Origin of the sequence: Bacillus sp. OxB-1, assembly GCF_000829195.1 — a bacterium.
Lineage (GTDB): Bacteria > Bacillota > Bacilli > Bacillales_A > Planococcaceae > Sporosarcina.
Genome location: NZ_AP013294.1, coordinates 1,077,070 through 1,093,262, shown reverse-complemented (window position 1 = coordinate 1,093,262; position 16,193 = coordinate 1,077,070). Strand labels below are relative to the sequence as shown.

Sequence of the window (16,193 nt, the reverse complement as noted above, 5' to 3'; positions counted from 1 at the left end):
ATTTAATCTCCCTTCAATAATCCAGCCAACAATCGAATATCCTTTAAGATATCGACTTCCATTTTCTCGATTGTTTCTAATATATCTTTCGGTTTTTTATACTTTACTTCCTTATACTCAACCTCTTTATACTTATTAATCGACAAATCCCAATCATTTTCCCGAATTTCCTCAAACGGCACGAAGAAGGATCGCTCGGTCCGTTTACGGTCTTTTTCATTTTCCAGATTGCCGTACCTTGCGATGATGTCCGGGATGTCATTTTCTTCGATTTCGTTCCGTTTGTCGTCCAACGAATAGCCGTCCGCTGTCATATCGTAGAACCATACGTTGTCCGTTCCGCCCGCTCCTGTTTTGGTGAAGATCATGATGGCAGTGGATACCCCTGCATATGGCTTGAAGACGCCGCTCGGCATGGAGATGATCGCTTCGAGTTTGTTGTTTTCGATAATTTCTTTCCGAATCGCCTTATGTGCGTTCGACGCCCCGAACAATACGCCGTCCGGGACGATGACCGCTGCCCGGCCGCCCGGTTTCAATATGCGCAGGAACAGCGTCAGGAACAGCAATTCCGTCTTTTTCGTCTTGGCGACTGCGAGCAGATCGTTCGCTACGGCCTCATAGTCTAATGACCCTTTAAACGGCGGATTGGCAAGGACGAGTGTATATTTCTCTTTCTCCTTATTGTCCTCCGACAGCGAGTCCCGGTAGGAAATGTTCGGTGCATCGACTCCGTGGAGCATCATATTCATCGCGCCGATCCGCAGCATCGTCGTATCCATATCATTGCCGTGGAACATGGCGTGATGAAAATGGTCTTTCAACCCTTGCACGAGGAACAGGTCACTATGGTTCTTCCGCAAATATTCACTTGCTGAGACTAAAAACCCTGCCGATCCCATCGCCGGGTCGATGATGACATCTTGCGGGGTCGGCTTCATTAAGCCGACCATCATGTTGATAATATGGCGTGGTGTGCGGAATTGGCCGTTCGTTCCCGACGTCGCAAGCTTCGATAACAGATACTCATACACATCGCCTTGCGTGTCCCGATCTTCCATCGGAATGCCATCGATCGCCGCCACGACGCGCTGCAATGTGGATGGTTTGTTGATTTGGAAAATCGCGTCTTTCATATACGTGGAAAACGCCGATTCTTCCTTGCCGCCAAGCCCTTTGATGAATGGGAAAATCTCCTGCACCATCTTGTGGTACATATCTTCCGCGTCCCCTAAATTTTTGAACACATGCCAGCGAAGATGCGGCCGGTCTTTCGGGAAAATCCCCTCATATTCCAACCCTAAGATTTCCGCGTCCAGTTCCTTCGCCAACTCCGCTTCATCCAAGCCTTTCATAAAAAGCAAATACGTCACTTGTTCTATATTCGTTAACGGATTGGTACTACCTTCTGTCCAAAGGGTCGTCCAAATGCCGTCGATCTTATGTTTTAATTCACCGGTGATCATGTAAAGTCCTCCCTCTTATTAAAACATCGTCCTTCTAGGCAAATGTCTCTATAATACCTATTTTACCATATTGGCTAGGAGCTGATTCCCGGGTTGTATGTATTCTTTTTAGGAGACGCAAGAATAGATTTTAGTGTTAAGTCTTTGTTATTCTTACCACCCTCCCATAGTAAATTTTCTCATAATACGAGATGATAGGAACAAACATATCGATGGAAAGAGGTGTCTCTATGAAACCGCTCATCCTTACCGAAAAACCATCGAAAGCGTATGCAGACGATTTTTCCGTTCGCAAATATGAAGGCTATTCGGAAATCAAGCCTTGCCCAATCTTCCCGCTAGGTGCCCATATCATATGGGGGATGTCGGTCATCTTGTCGAATTGAAGGACGAAAACGTACGACGCACGCTGAAACCGGTGGACGCTCGGTAGCCTGCCGATTTTACCGGAATACTACTAATTCCAGGTAGCAAAGGGGAAGTATAAACAGTTCCAGATTGTGAAAAAGCTCTTCCGCGGGATGGACACGGTTATTAATGCATGTGACGTGGATATATCTCTATAAAAATTTAAGCACATAATAATAAAATTTATCCTTATTAACATATTACATAGATATCTGGTAAAAATTTAATCCGCACGTAAATATAAAAATGTACATAATCAGACCGAAAACCTGTATTAATGCGCATAGCTAATGTTAATCTAGGGCGTTAGATTCTGAAGAAGAATACGACGGCCTTGATTTGACATACTAAATAGATTTATAACGTCGGCAATAAGAAGGGGTGTCAATAAACACATAAAAGTAAAGTAGGTAGAAAAAATCATTCGTTTTTCCACCTACTTTCGTGCTTTTTTATTTTCTTTTAAAATTACTTAACGAGGTTACTATCAGGAGATTGTAGCTATGAAAAATATCAATCAGTTTTCATCTAATATGCTATCTCCCATGGAGTAGATATTATCATCCCCAAACCATTCGGATAGCTTTGATAATGAATCGTTTGAAAGTTCTTGTGTAAATAATAGTGTTAATCTTCTCATAGGGCGCGAAACCGCGACATAAAATAGGTTTCTATTTCGCTCATAAAAGTCTTTTTGATCTATAGAAATTTTTTCGATATCTACTGAGTACTCTAAAAACCTATTAAAGTCGTAATGATTCCAGCCACGCCCGAAAACTACTAACACATTTTCAAATTCAGCCCCCTTTACACCATGTTTGGTGGAAAAAGGTGTTTTCTCTTCAATATAACGAGCTAATTCTACAACTTCTTGATAAGGAACTTTTTTTAACTGTTTTATCCGTTCCATTGAAGAAACTTTTTCCTCTTCACAAGTCGGATTGTATTGCTCCAACTTCTTTTCCATTTTCTCCATAATGGCTGATAATCGTGGGCGTCTTGTGTCTTTTAGGTGGCTTACCACTTCTCCTATTGTTCCTGTAGCCCGTAATTGGATTAATGATGACATTGCTTCATACCACTCTGTTTTATCATTTGTTGATTGAATAATTGCTGAACGTCTATCTAATACCTTAAACATGTCTCCGTACCGACTATTTTCAAATGCTATAGATAAAGGTTCTAGCGTACTAACAAAGAAGTCAATATATGGATTTCCCTTTTTTAAATAGTCTTCACTTCTCCGAAAAACGTTCGCAATCCCACTATATCCTTGTTCCCTAGCCAATACATTATTAGTCAACATTAAAATTTTTGTTTTTTTAGGTTTAAAGTCCCACTCTTCTTTCAAGTGTAATCTAACTTTTTCAAGGGCCCTTTGTGCAACTTCGGTAGGTAAGTCTCCCTTCCAATGGCTCCCTTTCTGCCTTTCACCTTTCCATCCATTTGTGTGATACACATTCACCGATCCAGTTGAATGGGGGTCCTTTATTGCCTGTTTTAAATCTGGTCTAATTTTGTTTAATGCTTCTACTATTGCATTTTCAGATCGGAAGTTTGCGTGTTTATCAATATATGTTATATTTGAATTTTCTATTGATCCCGACCCATTCCCATATATCTTCTGCCAACCATCTCCAAAAAAACCTACTAAAGTTTGCTCTTTTTTATCAATTATATGTGTGAGAATAGAATCAATAAAATCTTTGTCACTGTCTTGATATTCATCAATAAATAAGACCGGGTATCGAGAACTCAATATTTTGATGAATTTATCATAGTTCATGAATTTTGCAGTTAATGAAACCACATCGTCATGCCCCAACGAAATCTTTTCGCTATCTACACTACGGTAACCTAAGTCATACTCAATTTTAATTTTATTTCTAATGTTAGACTCGGCGATCATTTCGGCCCATCTTTCAATATGAAGAAGTTCTTCCCATAGTTGCGATTGGAAGTCTTTTATTATTGACCAACAAAAAGCATGAATTGTAGATGCTAGTACCGCGGGGTGCCCGTCTACCCTATTTTTAATTTCATCACATGCAACATTAGTATATGTGATACATGCAATTTTCTGTCCCTTACTAATTAGGGATTCTCCGCGTTCTTTGACTAAATATTTTAATGCTTGTATTAACGAATATGTTTTACCTGCACCGGCACCTGCCTCAAGCAAAAATGATTCACTTTGACTCAAGCATTTAAAAATTTCTTTCATTGCTTTTTCAGCTGCTTCTTCAGCTGGATTTTTATTAAGCACTTCAGTCATAAGAATCCTCCTTACTAGCCGCAACTTCTTCGAAAACATCATCTAATCTTGCCTTTGACGGTTTTGTAATTGAATGTAATTCATTGGAAGCCAACCATAATAAGCCGTCATTAATGTACTTAGGAATATTCCATTCCTTTTTTTCTAATGCATATTCAAGTGCAAATTCTACTTTTTTAATATTTTTTGCTTTTTTCCAAGCATATTCAAGCTGTTTTTCAGGAGTATTACCATAAATTCCAAACAAGTTGGGATTCGCTAAAATAAAAGCATCCTCAAAGCTACGTCCACAGAAAAGAACATCTTTCTCAGGCACTTGATAAGCAATTGCTATTTTTCCTTTGATTTTTTCTTCTCTAGTTTTCTCAAGTAAATCCTTCGGACTAACATCTGAATTAAACCATTCTTTGATACAATAATTGCTCGTCCCATCCCCATCAGCAACCTTACACTTTTCACCGTGATTTTTGCTATCTACTGTATCTATGTCAGTTATAACCAATGCTTTCAGCTCTAGGTATTCTAATAAACCAAAAAATTTATGAGCGTATGCTCCTCCTACCTCTATAACGGATATATATTGACTACCAAGATTTATATTAGGGTTATTTACATCTAACTTTTCAATTATCGTCGGAAGTAGTAACCTCTCTGTTGTTCCCTCAATCAATACTGCCTTGTCTGCAAAAAACAAATCACATCTTGTTAGCGTCATATATTGCTGTAAGAATTCTACATCATCACCTAAAGTACCCTTCACACCAACTTTCAGATCCTTTATTTTCGTCGAATAAAATGTTTTTGATTTAGACGCCATAAAGTAACGTATGGAACTAAAATCAGATTTGTTAGCCATATGAGATGAGTGGGTTGTTATCACAAACTGCACAGGCCAAGATACCCCATTGTTAAACGTTTCGGAGAAAATTCTTATTAAATCGTTTAACTTAGAAACAAAAACCTCCTGCATTTGCGGATGCAAATGCGCTTCAGGTTCCTCAATAAATATTATTTGCGAAATAGGTGTAATTTTTTTCGCTATGAATTCCTTATAAAACTCCAATAATTTCAATAAGATGAAGATCAAGTTCCTAGCACCAAGACCATTATATGTTTCGGGTAAATGAACACCATTTACCCCAGTGTATCGAATCTTTGTATGGTCTCTAAGTAATGTATCTACGTTTAGCACCGTTTCCGTGAGTAGCTTCGGGTCTGGTAGGCCTGGGTAGCCAAATAATGAAAATGTCGGTAATAACCCTGTTAGCTGTTCATTAAAATCACTATCAATTTTTTCCTGAATTCCTTTCACAGCTTCATTCAAACTTTCGGCTACGCCTTGATCATAAGCATTTGCCGAGTCTGATTTTGCGGAATTAAACATGCCTTCAAGTATTTTTCCAAGTATATCCTTTTCCTTACTTGTCATGTCTCCTAATTCCCTTTGCGCATTAATGAAACTGCCTTGAAGTAAATTTTGAAACTTTTTCCACTCTAAACTTTTTTGATTTGCTGGATCGTTGGGATCTACAGCATTGAGGATAACCTTATATAATTTTGGTACTCGTTCTTTCATAGTTCGAAAAAATAAATTCTTTTGTTTCTCTTCGGAACCTACGGTTTTAAGATCAAGATTTTCAAATAGTGATTGTATCTTTCCTGAATCTAGTTGGTAGGATATATTAATAAGTGCATTTGTGCAGTTTGGATTTAAATCGATAACAAATTCTGAAAGTAATCCGAAACTTGCGGTAACGTTTCGATAATTAATTGAAATAGTAATTTCTATAGTAGGTAGGTTTTCTCTAATCAAAACCTCATCATTTTCTTTCTGCAAAATTTCATATGCTTTCCAAAATTGATTATGGACCTCTAAGGAAAAGTCCTCCAATTTAAAACTAGGCAAGCTTTCAGTTGTTAGCCTTCTGAATAGCTCAGCAAATGATGTTTTCCCACTATTATTTCTACCGACTATAACTGTTGTTTTCTCTTCTAGGGAAATTCTCACGTCTTTAAGTAATCGAAAGTTTTGTATATGAATTTCTTCAATATGCAATAAACTAACCTACTTCCTTTTATTTTTTTGTATGCCAAAAGTTAGTACTATTATACCTATTCGACTTTTCGTCATAAAATCCCTCCCTCTTCCCAAAAATTGGTTGGACATGCGATATAAGGTACCCCGTAATAAGCGGGTTCAGTTCAACTTTATTAAACAACTGTTCAATGATCCTGCCATTTCAACGATTTTGAACTGCTGCGATTGCGATCTATTACGAAGCAAAAGCACGGCAAATTAGCGACTGGCTAGTTGGTATGAACGGAAGTCGACCCTATACCCTTCTATTGCAGCAAAAGGGTTCAATGAAAGCCTTTCTATTGGACGAGTCCAATCTCCAACGGTATATCTCATTTATCAACGACAAAAAGAAATAGAAAACTTTGTATCTACTACTTTTTATGAGTTTGAGGGAAATATAAAGGAAAAGCAAAAACGATAAAAAAGAGAAAGTCCAGCAATTATTGCAACAGCATAATATCTTGGAGCAAAATGAGGGATTCGTAAAATCTGTAACGAAGAAAGAGAAGCGTGCCACATCCCCAAAATTACACACCCTATCGACACTTCAAGCCGTTGCTAATAAAAAATGGAGATACAGTCCTGCTAATTGTGCTAAAGGTGGTACAAGGCATGTATGAGAAGAAACTTGTCACCTATCCGCGAACCAATACACAATTCATTACTGACAATGAGTTTGTTATGAAGAAACGAAGGTCTTCACAGATATGAATGGACTAGAATTTGAAATACAGGAAACATGGAAATTAGCAAGGAATCGCGCTGCCCTCTTACTGCATAGTATGATGACAGAACAAGCCCCCGGTTGATACTTTGCATATTATTTCTTATAATGTACATATACTGAAAAAGACTGGGTGCGCTAACACCCAGTCAATCGCAGCTGACATCCGCTTAAAGCGGTTGGCCGGTATTATGAAGTTTTCCAAAGAAGTAACCATCGTATCTACTTAGCCTAGTAGCGGAGGATGGTTACTTTTTTCTATTGGTGTATAGAGCAATTATTCGCTGCAATAACTGTTACTGTCACTGCGAGAAAAATTCCAAATTGGAATAGCATGTTCATTGCTTCGTATGCCACCATTTAAGCACGGGCCCACAGGATGTGGGTCATGCAGACGTTGCCGCAGGAAGCGGCGTTCTTAGTCTGCCTTTCCTCTAAAAAAGGGAGTGCCAACCGCCCATCCGCTATATGTCGCTGCTCTACTATTATACCTTGTTTCAAACGTATACTAGACGGCCTCCTGCATCTTTTAAATAGGAAGATACATTTTTACGCCGAACACTCTCCATCTAGCAATTCTTCTTTAATTATGAGACTATAGGAACAAGTGTACTATAGAATGAAATGAGGTATTCCTATGAAACCCGTCATCCTAGCTGAAAAACCATCGCAAGCAAAAGCCTATGCAGAGGCATTTACCGTGAAAAGTCGACAGAAAACGCATATTGAACTAGCGCAAAGTCAGCTCTTTCCACATGGCGCAATTATTACGTGGGGTATCGGACATCTCGTCGAGTTAAAAGAACCGAAAGCGTATGATGCGCGCTGGAACCGGTGGACGCTTGGCAGCTTACCGATTTTACCGGAACGGTACGAGTTTCAAATTGCGAAAGGAAAGTATGCACAATTTCAGGCTGTGAAGAAGTTTATCCTGGCGGCAGATGTTGTCATCAACGCCTGCGATGTGGATCGTGAAGGATCGAACATTTTCTACAGTATCTACAACCAAACGGGCGCGAGGGGAAAAACGATTAAACGGCTGTGGATCAATTCCCTTGAAGTGGATGAGGTACGAAAAGGGTTTTCCAATCTCCATGACAATCGCAAGGATCTTCTGATGTATGAAGAAGCGAAAGCCCGTCAAATCAGTGACTGGCTTGTCGGGATGAATGGTTCACGCCTTTATTCACTACTTTTGAAGGCGCGTGGTATCCAAGAAGTGTTTCCAATCGGACGAGTTCAATCTCCAACGGTCTATCTGATTTACCAGCGTCAGCGGGAAATTGAAACATTCGTGTCGGAGCCTTTCTTCGAAATTGAGGCAACCTTCACGGCGGAACATGGTACCTATAAGGGGAAAGCGAAGGCGAAGGAACCGAAACGGGAAATTATCCAGGAGCTCCTCGCAAAACACGGAATTCGCCCAGATACCCCCGGCATCATCACATCTGTCACTCATACAGACAAACGGATTCCACCGCCGCAGCTGCATTCGCTCTCTACGTTGCAGGCGACCGCGAATCGGCGCTGGAAGACGAGCCCTGCGAATGTCTTGAAAACCATGCAGGGCCTTTATGAGAAAAAGCTCGTCACCTATCCGCGGACCGATGCTCGGCATATTACGCCAAATGAGTTCTCTTATTTGGCGGCGCAAGTGAATGATTATCAACAACTCGTCAATCACCCGTTCCCTGTTGCTTCTTTGTCACCGAAAAAACGCTTCGTCGACAGATCGAAAGTGCAGGAGCATTACGCCATCATTCCAACGAAGAAAATTCCGACTCAAGCGGCACTTGCCAAAATGTCCCCAGTGGAACGCAATTTATATGAAGAAGTGGTCCGCACCACACTTGCCATGTTCCATACCGATTATTTATACACGGAGACGAAAGTAACGACTGCGGTGAATGAATTGCCGTTCTTCACAACTGGGAAGACGGAACGGGACTTGGGATGGAAGGCTTTATTCCACAAATCTCAGCAGGAGAAGGACGAACCTTCCCTGCCGCCACTACGGGAACAGGAACCCGTCCACAGCAAGATCGGTATCAAAGAAGGAAAAACCGAACCGCCGAAACCATACACGGAAGGTCAACTGATCGCCATGATGAAAACATGCGGGAAACTGGTGGAGGACAAGGAAGAAACGGAAATCCTGAAAGCAGTGGAAGGGCTCGGCACTGAAGCGACCCGAAGCGGTATCATTGAGACGATCAAAAAGCACGGCTATATCACCGTGACGAAAAACATCGTGTCCATTACCGATAAGGGACGCGTCCTTTGCCAAGCCATCGAAGGGAATCTGTTAGCGAGCCCCTCCATGACTGCGAAATGGGAAGCGTATTTGCGGAAAATCGGCAACGGAGAAGGGACCGGGCAACATTTCTTAAACAATATTGCGAAATTCATTCAAAAGCTGTTGGACGAGGTGCCGCCCCAATTGGAAGCGAAACAAATCGACATTGTCCTTCCCCCTGCCGCCAACCGTTCATCCAAACGATCCTATGCACCGCAGGAAGTGGCTACGTGCCCGACTTGCAAACAAGGGATGATTGTCGCCCGCAAAGGCTTTTACGGCTGCAGCAATTACAAAAACGGCTGCAAACAGACATTTCCCGGCATCTTTCTAAAGAAGAAGCTGACTCCGGCACAGGTCAAACTCCTCTGTACGAAAGGAAAAACGAATACCATCAAAGGATTTACCGCCAATAACGGAAACCAGTTCAATGCCAGTCTTTCTTTGGAAAACGGGAAATTGAATTTGGTTTTTCAATAATGAAAATCCACTGGAGCAGCATGCCCAGTGGATTTTTTTCTGTTTTTAATTCAAAGCTTAAATCGCGTTATCAAGGATTGAAGTTCCTCAGCTGTTTTATCTAATAGCATAGCAGCCTCTTTCACTTCTTGCATGGATCTAAGTTGTTCGTTCGTCAGCTTCGAGACATTCGTTGAAAACTCGGCGGATTGCTCGGAAGCAGCTTTCATATTATTGACTGATGCTGCCACCTCTTCGGAAGAAGCGGAGATTTCTTGTGAAGCAGCGGAAATCTCTTGAATTTGACTAGCCACTTGCTCTGCAGAATTGACAATACCTTGGAAGATTTCGCCCGCTCTTGCTGTCCGATCCAAACCGACCCGTACATTTTCTTTCCCTTTTTCCATCGCAAGAATGGAATCATTCGAGTTCGATTGGATATGCTGAATGAGCATATAGATTTCTGAAGCGGAATGTGCAGATTGCTCCGCCAACTTCTTCACTTCTCCCGCCACGACCGCAAATCCTTTTCCATGTTCACCCGCCCTGGCTGCCTCAATAGCGGCATTCAGTGCCAATAAGTTGGTCTGCTCCGCAATATCTGTAATGAAATCTACGATATTGCCAATACGATTTGAGTTGTCATTCAATCCTTGAACCGTTGCATCGATCTGATTGACAGATTCGTCGATCAATTGCATTTGATCAATGACTTGCTGAATCACTTCATGTCCTTCTTTTGCCGCGTTTGAAGTGAAATCAGAGGACTCCGATACGCTATGCGCGGCTCCGGCGATCTGTTGAATGCTCGTCGCAGATTCCTCCATTGCTGTTGCTGTTTCTACCGTCATCACCATGGTGGTTTCTGCATTTTTCGCTAGGTGATCGACCTCACGGGAAACATTCGTTGCATTATGATAAGATTCTTTAGCCGTCGTTGTTAGCTGAGTAGCAGAGGATGCGACTGCATTCGACGTATTTCGTATATTCAAAATAACGTGCTGCAAGTCTGATACCATTTCGTTAATAGAACCTGATAGTTTTCCGACTTCATCCTTCGATTCATCTAACTCCACCTTACGCAAATCGCCGCCTGCTACTTGATTGGCAATCAGGACTGCTTTGTTTAATGGGCTGAGCAAGCGGATAATGATGAAGTACAGCACCGCCAATAAAATAACTAGACCTGCCACTGCAATGGCGATTTGTTTTGTAATACTTTTGTTAATAGTAGCTTGAATATAATCAGCTGAATAATCGATTCCTAATACAGCGATTGTCTTTCCGTTTGCGTCTTTCAATGGGCTGAAAACCGTTCTCCATGTTCCGAACGAGTCCTCAAAAATTCTTGTCACTTCCGGTCGATCATGCTCGATCGCAAGCTTTGCAGCTGTCATATGGTCGGGTGCAATATCCGTAAACAATTCTCCCACTTCGTACACATCGTTCAGGTTATTCGTGTAGCCGACAGGATTCACCCCGCCGTCCTCCATCTTCCAAATATAGCTCCAAAACATGATTCCTTGTTGATCCACTATATGGTCTAGGTTGTTTTGGACCTCGATAAAGTCTGGATCCGTTTCCCCTTTTACAGTAAATAAATTTTCCACTTCTTGCGGTTTCAACTGCATGGCCGTCAATAATCCGACACTCTTCAATTCCTGTTCAAGATTGCTTTCTAACTGGCTTTGCAATTGAGAAATACTTTGCATCGTCGTCACAGCCACGAGTGCCATAATGATGGCAAAAACAGTAAGCAATAACTTGAACTTCAGCGGAACGTTTTTTAACAAACGCATATCCTTTTCTTCCTCCAACTCTGTAAGGGTGATCAATTACACTTTACCGTAATTGCATCCGGATTTTTTGGTCGATTTTTTTGCAATAATTCAAGCAATCGGATTACTTTTTTAGCTTTCTCTACTAACCTGTAGCATCCGCCGGAGACTTTATCTAAATTCAGATAAAAAAACCTATTTCCATAAAGGAATAGGCAAAAAAATAGAGATTTTGGGCACTTGCCGCTCAGTAACGGGCTTTATGCCCCTCTCTTTCGCCAAAACTATTACTTGAAAATAGTATCATATACTTTCAAAGGTAGCAATAAAAAGCGTGACTTTTCTCATACTGTCATTCATATTTTACTGCTTTCTACAGGAGAAAAATCCATGTCACAAAGACCTATTCCCATTACTTGTGCAACGTAGACTCCCCCTTAATCATTTTAAGATTGACACCCAACCATAATTCCGCTACTCTATATTTGAACAGTGGTCAAATGAGGAGGAACTATGTCATCTCGAAAATCTGCACAACGTGACTTGACTCGGGAAATGATCATGGATGCTGCAAGGGATTTATTTATCATGAAAGGTTACCAGCACGTATCCATGCGGCAAATCGCTAAAGAACTTGGCTATAGTCACGGTGCAATCTATTACCATTTCACAAATAAAGCGGAGCTGTTTTTCGCCCTCGTAGAAGAACATTTCAGCATGCTGGAACGCAAGCTGAAGGAAATTACGGAGGCCCCTCTTGCCCCTCGGGAAAAGATTGAAGCTATCTTGCTCGGCTTTATCGAGTTTGGGTTAACCCATCAAAGCCATTATGAAATCATGTTTTTAATCAAAGACGAGGAAGTACGAAACTGCCTCAATCAAAGCCCGAATCAAACGTATGAATTGTTCGCCCAAACCGTGCATAGTCTATGCAAGGATCTGTCCATCCAGGATATTTGGTCCATTTTCCTGTCATTACACGGTTTTGTCACTCATTATTTGCGGCACGTCCTCCGATATGAGGAGGTAGCGGACATGGCGAGGGAACATGTCCAGTTTTTGCTGAAAGGGTTATTTCAAAGTTAGCCAACTTTCGGCTTTCTTTTTTCACTTCATTTGAACAGTGGTCAATTAATTATTGGAGGTATGGGAAATGAAAAGAGCGCTTGTTTTAGGAGCATCCGGTGGAATGGGATTTTCAATTGTGAATGAATTGATTGACAGAGGTGTGGAAGTGGTCGCATTTGCCCGTTCGGAGCAAAAGCTGAAGGCTTTATATCAGGGTCATCAAGGGATTTCGATTCAAACCGGGGATATTTTCAATTTGCAAGATGTCGTTGCCGCGTCCGAACATGTGGATGTCATTTTCCAAGCGGCCAATATTCCATACTCGCAATGGGAAGATAAACTAATTCTTTTTATCGGAAATGTCCTCAAGGCAGCAGAAATCAATCAAACAAAGCTTGTATTGATTGAAAATATATATGCTTATGGCAGATCGACCGGGGCTAAGATATCGGAAAGCACTCCGAAACGACCGAATACAAAAAAGGGAAAGATCCGCCTGCAGGTGGAGCAGCTCGTCCAACAGAGAAACGTACCGACCATCATTGCCCACTTTCCCGACTTTTATGGTCCGAACGCCGAGAATACACTATTGCACTTCACATTGAAGAATGCTGTCCAGCATAAAAAAGCAATGTTTATCGGGAATCGAACCATTGCCAGGGAATTCATCTACACGCCGGACGGAGCTAAAGCGGTCGTCAACTTGGCAATGCATGACAACACCTACGGACAAAACTGGAATATCCCCGCCACTGATATCGTTACCGGGGAAGAACTCATTCAGATCATTCGAGACCTTACCGGATACGATAAGCCGGTCTCGACGGTATCCAAAAATCTGATCCGGTTCTTGGGCATTTTCAATGCAGACATGCGTGAAACGGTTGAAATGTTCTACTTGAATGAGGAGCCGGTCGTATTGGATGGGTCCAAGTATGAAAACGAAATCGGTCCGCTCCCTCGTACTTCCTATCGGGATGGATTGCAGCGAACGATGGAATACATGACTCGTTCGAAGTGACTGGCAGACAAAAAACGCCACTCCCCTTCAAGGAAGTGACGTTTTTCATTTTATTCCACCCGCTTCGGCCAAAAACTCCATTTTCCGAGCAATACTAGAATCGCCGGAATAAGCAATGGTCGAACAATAAATGTATCGATTAGAATACCGAGCGCCATGATGAAGCCGAACAGCTTCAATTCATTGATCGGCATCGTGGCCAAGACGAGGAAGGTCGCTGCCAAAATGAGCCCGGCCGAGCTGATGACGCCTCCCGTCTTGTCGACTCCCCTTCTCACTGCCTCCTCAAACGGCATTGATTTCATTTCCTCACGGATACGTGCGATGAGCATGATTGAATAGTCGACTCCGAGCGCAATTAGGAAGACGAACGCATACAACGGAATCCGATAACTGATCGCATCCAACCCGAGGACGACGTCGAATAGGAAAATCGATAACCCAAGCGTCGCTCCATAGGACAGGAGGATTGTGCCCATCATATAAATGGGAGCAACAATGGAACGCGTCTGCAATCCAAGCATGATGGAGATCAACGCTGTCATAATACTCATGACGACAATCGAATCCCGCTTATTGATAGCCTGGAGATCTGCATTCTTTGCACTTTCACCCGCTATGAAAAGCTCGGTGTCGACAAGACCAGCCTTTTGAAGAATCGTATCCCCCTGCGCCCGCAGTTCATGGACCGCCTCAAACGCGGGCACATCGTATGGACTCCCTTCGAAAGTTACGGAGAACTTAGCGTTTTTCCCATCCTCGGACACCGGGTTCCCTTGAGCAGATATGCTATCGACTCCCGGAATCTCTTTCAATTTCTCGATTGCCGCCATCGTCTCTTCCATCTCTAGCTGTTGAGTGGAAACGATAAGCAAAGTGCCCGGAGCCAGGCTTCCTTCTGAAAAAGATTCGCCAAGACGCTCATACCCGACACGGGAAGACAAATCCTCCGGAAAGGATTCAATCAAGTCATACGACTCTTTCAAGTTTGTTGTGTTCCAAGTGCCCAAGACAAGCAACAGCAAAATCGGCACTAGGAAAAAGAGTGGCTGCCTTGTCACTTTTTCCGCAATTTTACCCCAAAACGATTTTTTGTCCTCTTGTGCATCCCCATATTTCGGAATGACCGGCCAGAATGACTTCCTGCCGATCAAGGCAAACAATGCAGGCAAGAGCGTAAGCCCTGCAATGAGCATAGCTGCCGCGGCAATGGCAAACGCCGGAGCAAAATTCCGGTATGGTTCATAAAGGGCAAAGAAAAGCGTAGCGACCCCAAGGACAATTGTGCTGCCACTGAAGAAAATCGGCTCTCTTACATGACGCATTGTTTCGCGCATCGCTGCATAGGTCGATTCATGCCGCTTGAGCTCTTCGCGATACCGGGAAAAGATGAGCAGCGAATAGTCTGTCACAACGGCGAATAATAAGATCGTCATGATGGAGACGGCCTGGCTGTCAATCCCAAACCAGCCGGCTTCGGTCGCCAAGCCGATAACCCGATCGACGACGGCATACACGATTGCCGCCCCGATCAAAGGGATGAATGTCAGCAAAGGCGATCGGTAGATGAGCAGAAGAAGAACGAGGATCAACCCGACTGTCGAGAGAAGCAAGACGACATCCGCCCGGCTAAAAAGCTCGACTGCATCGGAGGCGATTCCGGCCGGCCCCGTCCAGGATAATTCCATCTCCTCCGGAACCGTCACTTCTTCCTTCACTTTTACGACGAGATCATGCAATTCCTTGCCTTCGAGGGTCGCAGGCAAGGTCAACGGTGCAAAGAACGTTTTGCCATCTTCTGAAAGGAACGTCGCCCTCACTTGCGGGGGCAATTCCGTTAAGGGGATGGATTCCACATTTTCAAACACGGGGTTTGATTCCAACGATTCCAGGGCCTTCGCAAATTGCAGTGTATCCTCATTTGTCAGGCCGCCTGCATTATGGAGGACGGCGAATAACGGTAGCCCGCCGTCTTGTGGAAAGTATTTCTCGAGCTGTCGATCTGCGATGATGGACTCTGCATCCTCCGGCAATCCGGCATCTTTATTCGCCACGACGAAATCTTTCGCACCAGGGGCGAATCCAGACAAGAGGACCGCCAATAAAACCCATACCCCAAACGAGATCCACCAAAATCGTTTATTCATTGTCATCACCGTTTTACTTCTTTTTCAGTGAGAAATGTCACTATGACGAACAAGGCAAAGCTGATTAGTAAAATAGTGCCGCCCACGATGTACAGGATGAGAGCCAATGTCGGATTCACCCCGAAAGGCTTCATGAATTGCAGCCACATCCCGCCCGTCAGTCCGATCGCCCCGATGATGGCGGTCCAACCATGGACGGTGATCAATTTTTGGGCACGCACCTTATACACTTTATAGAACACGCCCCATGCGAACATGGACAACCAACCGACCAGCAAGATATGTGCGTGGATTGGCCGGAACGCATACGATCCGGCCCCCGCCATATGTGAACCGAGCACCGTACCGAGCAAACCGAAGAGCGCTGAAATGCGAATCAATCGCAAACTCCATTTTTCCTGCATTGTTAACTTCCTCCTAGTTATTTAAGTTATAACTATATCTTAAACACCCAAGATGAACGGAACATTA

12 protein-coding genes are annotated in these 16,193 nt (G+C 42.9%); 5 read left to right on the top strand and 7 right to left on the bottom strand.

Going from position 1 to position 16,193, the window contains the following annotated elements; all coding sequences use genetic code 11:
* Positions 1-2: 2 nt before the first annotated feature.
* Positions 3-1,466, bottom strand: a complete 1,464-nt coding sequence (locus tag OXB_RS05615) for a type I restriction-modification system subunit M (protein WP_041072547.1) — start codon at positions 1,464-1,466, stop codon at positions 3-5.
* A gap of 230 nt (positions 1,467-1,696) precedes the next feature.
* On the opposite strand from OXB_RS05615, the gene OXB_RS18820 reads away from it, so the two are divergent.
* Entirely contained in the window at positions 1,697-1,852 is a 156-nt protein-coding gene (locus OXB_RS18820) for a hypothetical protein (protein WP_158333647.1), read from the top strand.
* Positions 1,853-2,391: 539 nt separating this feature from the next.
* On the opposite strand, the gene OXB_RS05610 is transcribed toward OXB_RS18820, so the two are convergent.
* Both OXB_RS05610 and OXB_RS05605 read right to left on the bottom strand, forming a co-directional pair.
* Entirely contained in the window at positions 2,392-4,149 is a 1,758-nt protein-coding gene (locus OXB_RS05610; RefSeq protein WP_041072545.1) for a UvrD-helicase domain-containing protein, read from the bottom strand.
* Positions 4,142-6,205, bottom strand: a complete 2,064-nt coding sequence (locus tag OXB_RS05605; RefSeq protein ID WP_041072543.1) for an ATP-dependent nuclease — start codon at positions 6,203-6,205, stop codon at positions 4,142-4,144. The genes OXB_RS05610 and OXB_RS05605 overlap by 8 nt, the downstream gene beginning before the upstream one ends.
* Before the next feature lie 247 nt (positions 6,206-6,452).
* Here OXB_RS05605 and OXB_RS19360 point away from each other — a divergent pair, with 247 nt between their 5' ends.
* A complete protein-coding gene (locus OXB_RS19360) occupies positions 6,453-6,650 on the top strand; it encodes a DNA topoisomerase (protein ID WP_331711257.1) in 198 nt (65 codons plus the stop codon).
* A 561-nt stretch (positions 6,651-7,211) separates the two neighbouring features.
* Here the strand turns inward: OXB_RS19360 and OXB_RS19190 are convergent.
* Entirely contained in the window at positions 7,212-7,289 is a 78-nt protein-coding gene (locus OXB_RS19190; RefSeq protein WP_231860393.1) for a hypothetical protein, read from the bottom strand.
* 301 nt (positions 7,290-7,590) lie between these two features.
* Here OXB_RS19190 and topB point away from each other — a divergent pair, with 301 nt between their 5' ends.
* Entirely contained in the window at positions 7,591-9,729 is a 2,139-nt protein-coding gene (topB, locus tag OXB_RS05600; protein ID WP_041072541.1) for a type IA DNA topoisomerase, read from the top strand.
* 50 nt (positions 9,730-9,779) lie between these two features.
* On the opposite strand, the gene OXB_RS05595 is transcribed toward topB, so the two are convergent.
* A complete protein-coding gene (locus OXB_RS05595) occupies positions 9,780-11,507 on the bottom strand; it encodes a methyl-accepting chemotaxis protein (RefSeq protein WP_041072539.1) in 1,728 nt (575 codons plus the stop codon).
* Positions 11,508-11,999: 492 nt separating this feature from the next.
* On the opposite strand from OXB_RS05595, the gene OXB_RS05590 reads away from it, so the two are divergent.
* Both OXB_RS05590 and OXB_RS05585 read left to right on the top strand, forming a co-directional pair.
* On the top strand, positions 12,000-12,572 hold the full coding sequence (locus tag OXB_RS05590) for a TetR/AcrR family transcriptional regulator (RefSeq protein ID WP_041072537.1): 573 nt from the start codon (positions 12,000-12,002) through the stop codon (positions 12,570-12,572).
* Between the two features lie 67 nt (positions 12,573-12,639).
* Complete coding sequence (locus OXB_RS05585; RefSeq protein ID WP_041072535.1) at positions 12,640-13,575, top strand: SDR family NAD(P)-dependent oxidoreductase; 936 nt, start codon at positions 12,640-12,642, stop codon at positions 13,573-13,575.
* 50 nt (positions 13,576-13,625) lie between these two features.
* Here OXB_RS05585 and OXB_RS05580 read toward each other — a convergent pair whose 3' ends face one another.
* Together OXB_RS05580 and OXB_RS05575 are read right to left on the bottom strand one after the other, a co-directional pair.
* The gene (locus tag OXB_RS05580; RefSeq protein WP_041072533.1) at positions 13,626-15,728 is read right to left on the bottom strand and encodes an MMPL family transporter; all 2,103 of its coding nucleotides are present in this window, start codon (positions 15,726-15,728) and stop codon (positions 13,626-13,628) included.
* The gene (locus OXB_RS05575) at positions 15,728-16,126 is read right to left on the bottom strand and encodes a hypothetical protein (RefSeq protein WP_041072531.1); all 399 of its coding nucleotides are present in this window, start codon (positions 16,124-16,126) and stop codon (positions 15,728-15,730) included. Before OXB_RS05575 ends, OXB_RS05580 begins: the two co-directional genes overlap by 1 nt.
* Between the last annotated feature and the right edge of the window lie 67 nt (positions 16,127-16,193).

Excerpts from the sequence above, each read along its gene's own strand:
- OXB_RS05615 (WP_041072547.1), bottom strand. The coding sequence starts at position 1,466 with ATGATCACCGGTGAATTAAAACATAAGATCGACGGCATTTGGACGACC.
- OXB_RS19190 (WP_231860393.1), bottom strand. The coding sequence starts at position 7,289 with ATGCTATTCCAATTTGGAATTTTTCTCGCAGTGACAGTAACAGTTATT.
- OXB_RS05585 (WP_041072535.1), top strand. The coding sequence starts at position 12,640 with ATGAAAAGAGCGCTTGTTTTAGGAGCATCCGGTGGAATGGGATTTTCA.
- topB (WP_041072541.1), top strand. The coding sequence starts at position 7,591 with ATGAAACCCGTCATCCTAGCTGAAAAACCATCGCAAGCAAAAGCCTAT.
- OXB_RS05610 (WP_041072545.1), bottom strand. The coding sequence starts at position 4,149 with ATGACTGAAGTGCTTAATAAAAATCCAGCTGAAGAAGCAGCTGAAAAA.
- OXB_RS18820 (WP_158333647.1), top strand. The coding sequence starts at position 1,697 with ATGAAACCGCTCATCCTTACCGAAAAACCATCGAAAGCGTATGCAGAC.
- OXB_RS05575 (WP_041072531.1), bottom strand. The coding sequence starts at position 16,126 with ATGCAGGAAAAATGGAGTTTGCGATTGATTCGCATTTCAGCGCTCTTC.
- OXB_RS05590 (WP_041072537.1), top strand. The coding sequence starts at position 12,000 with ATGTCATCTCGAAAATCTGCACAACGTGACTTGACTCGGGAAATGATC.
- OXB_RS05595 (WP_041072539.1), bottom strand. The coding sequence starts at position 11,507 with ATGCGTTTGTTAAAAAACGTTCCGCTGAAGTTCAAGTTATTGCTTACT.
- OXB_RS05580 (WP_041072533.1), bottom strand. The coding sequence starts at position 15,728 with ATGACAATGAATAAACGATTTTGGTGGATCTCGTTTGGGGTATGGGTT.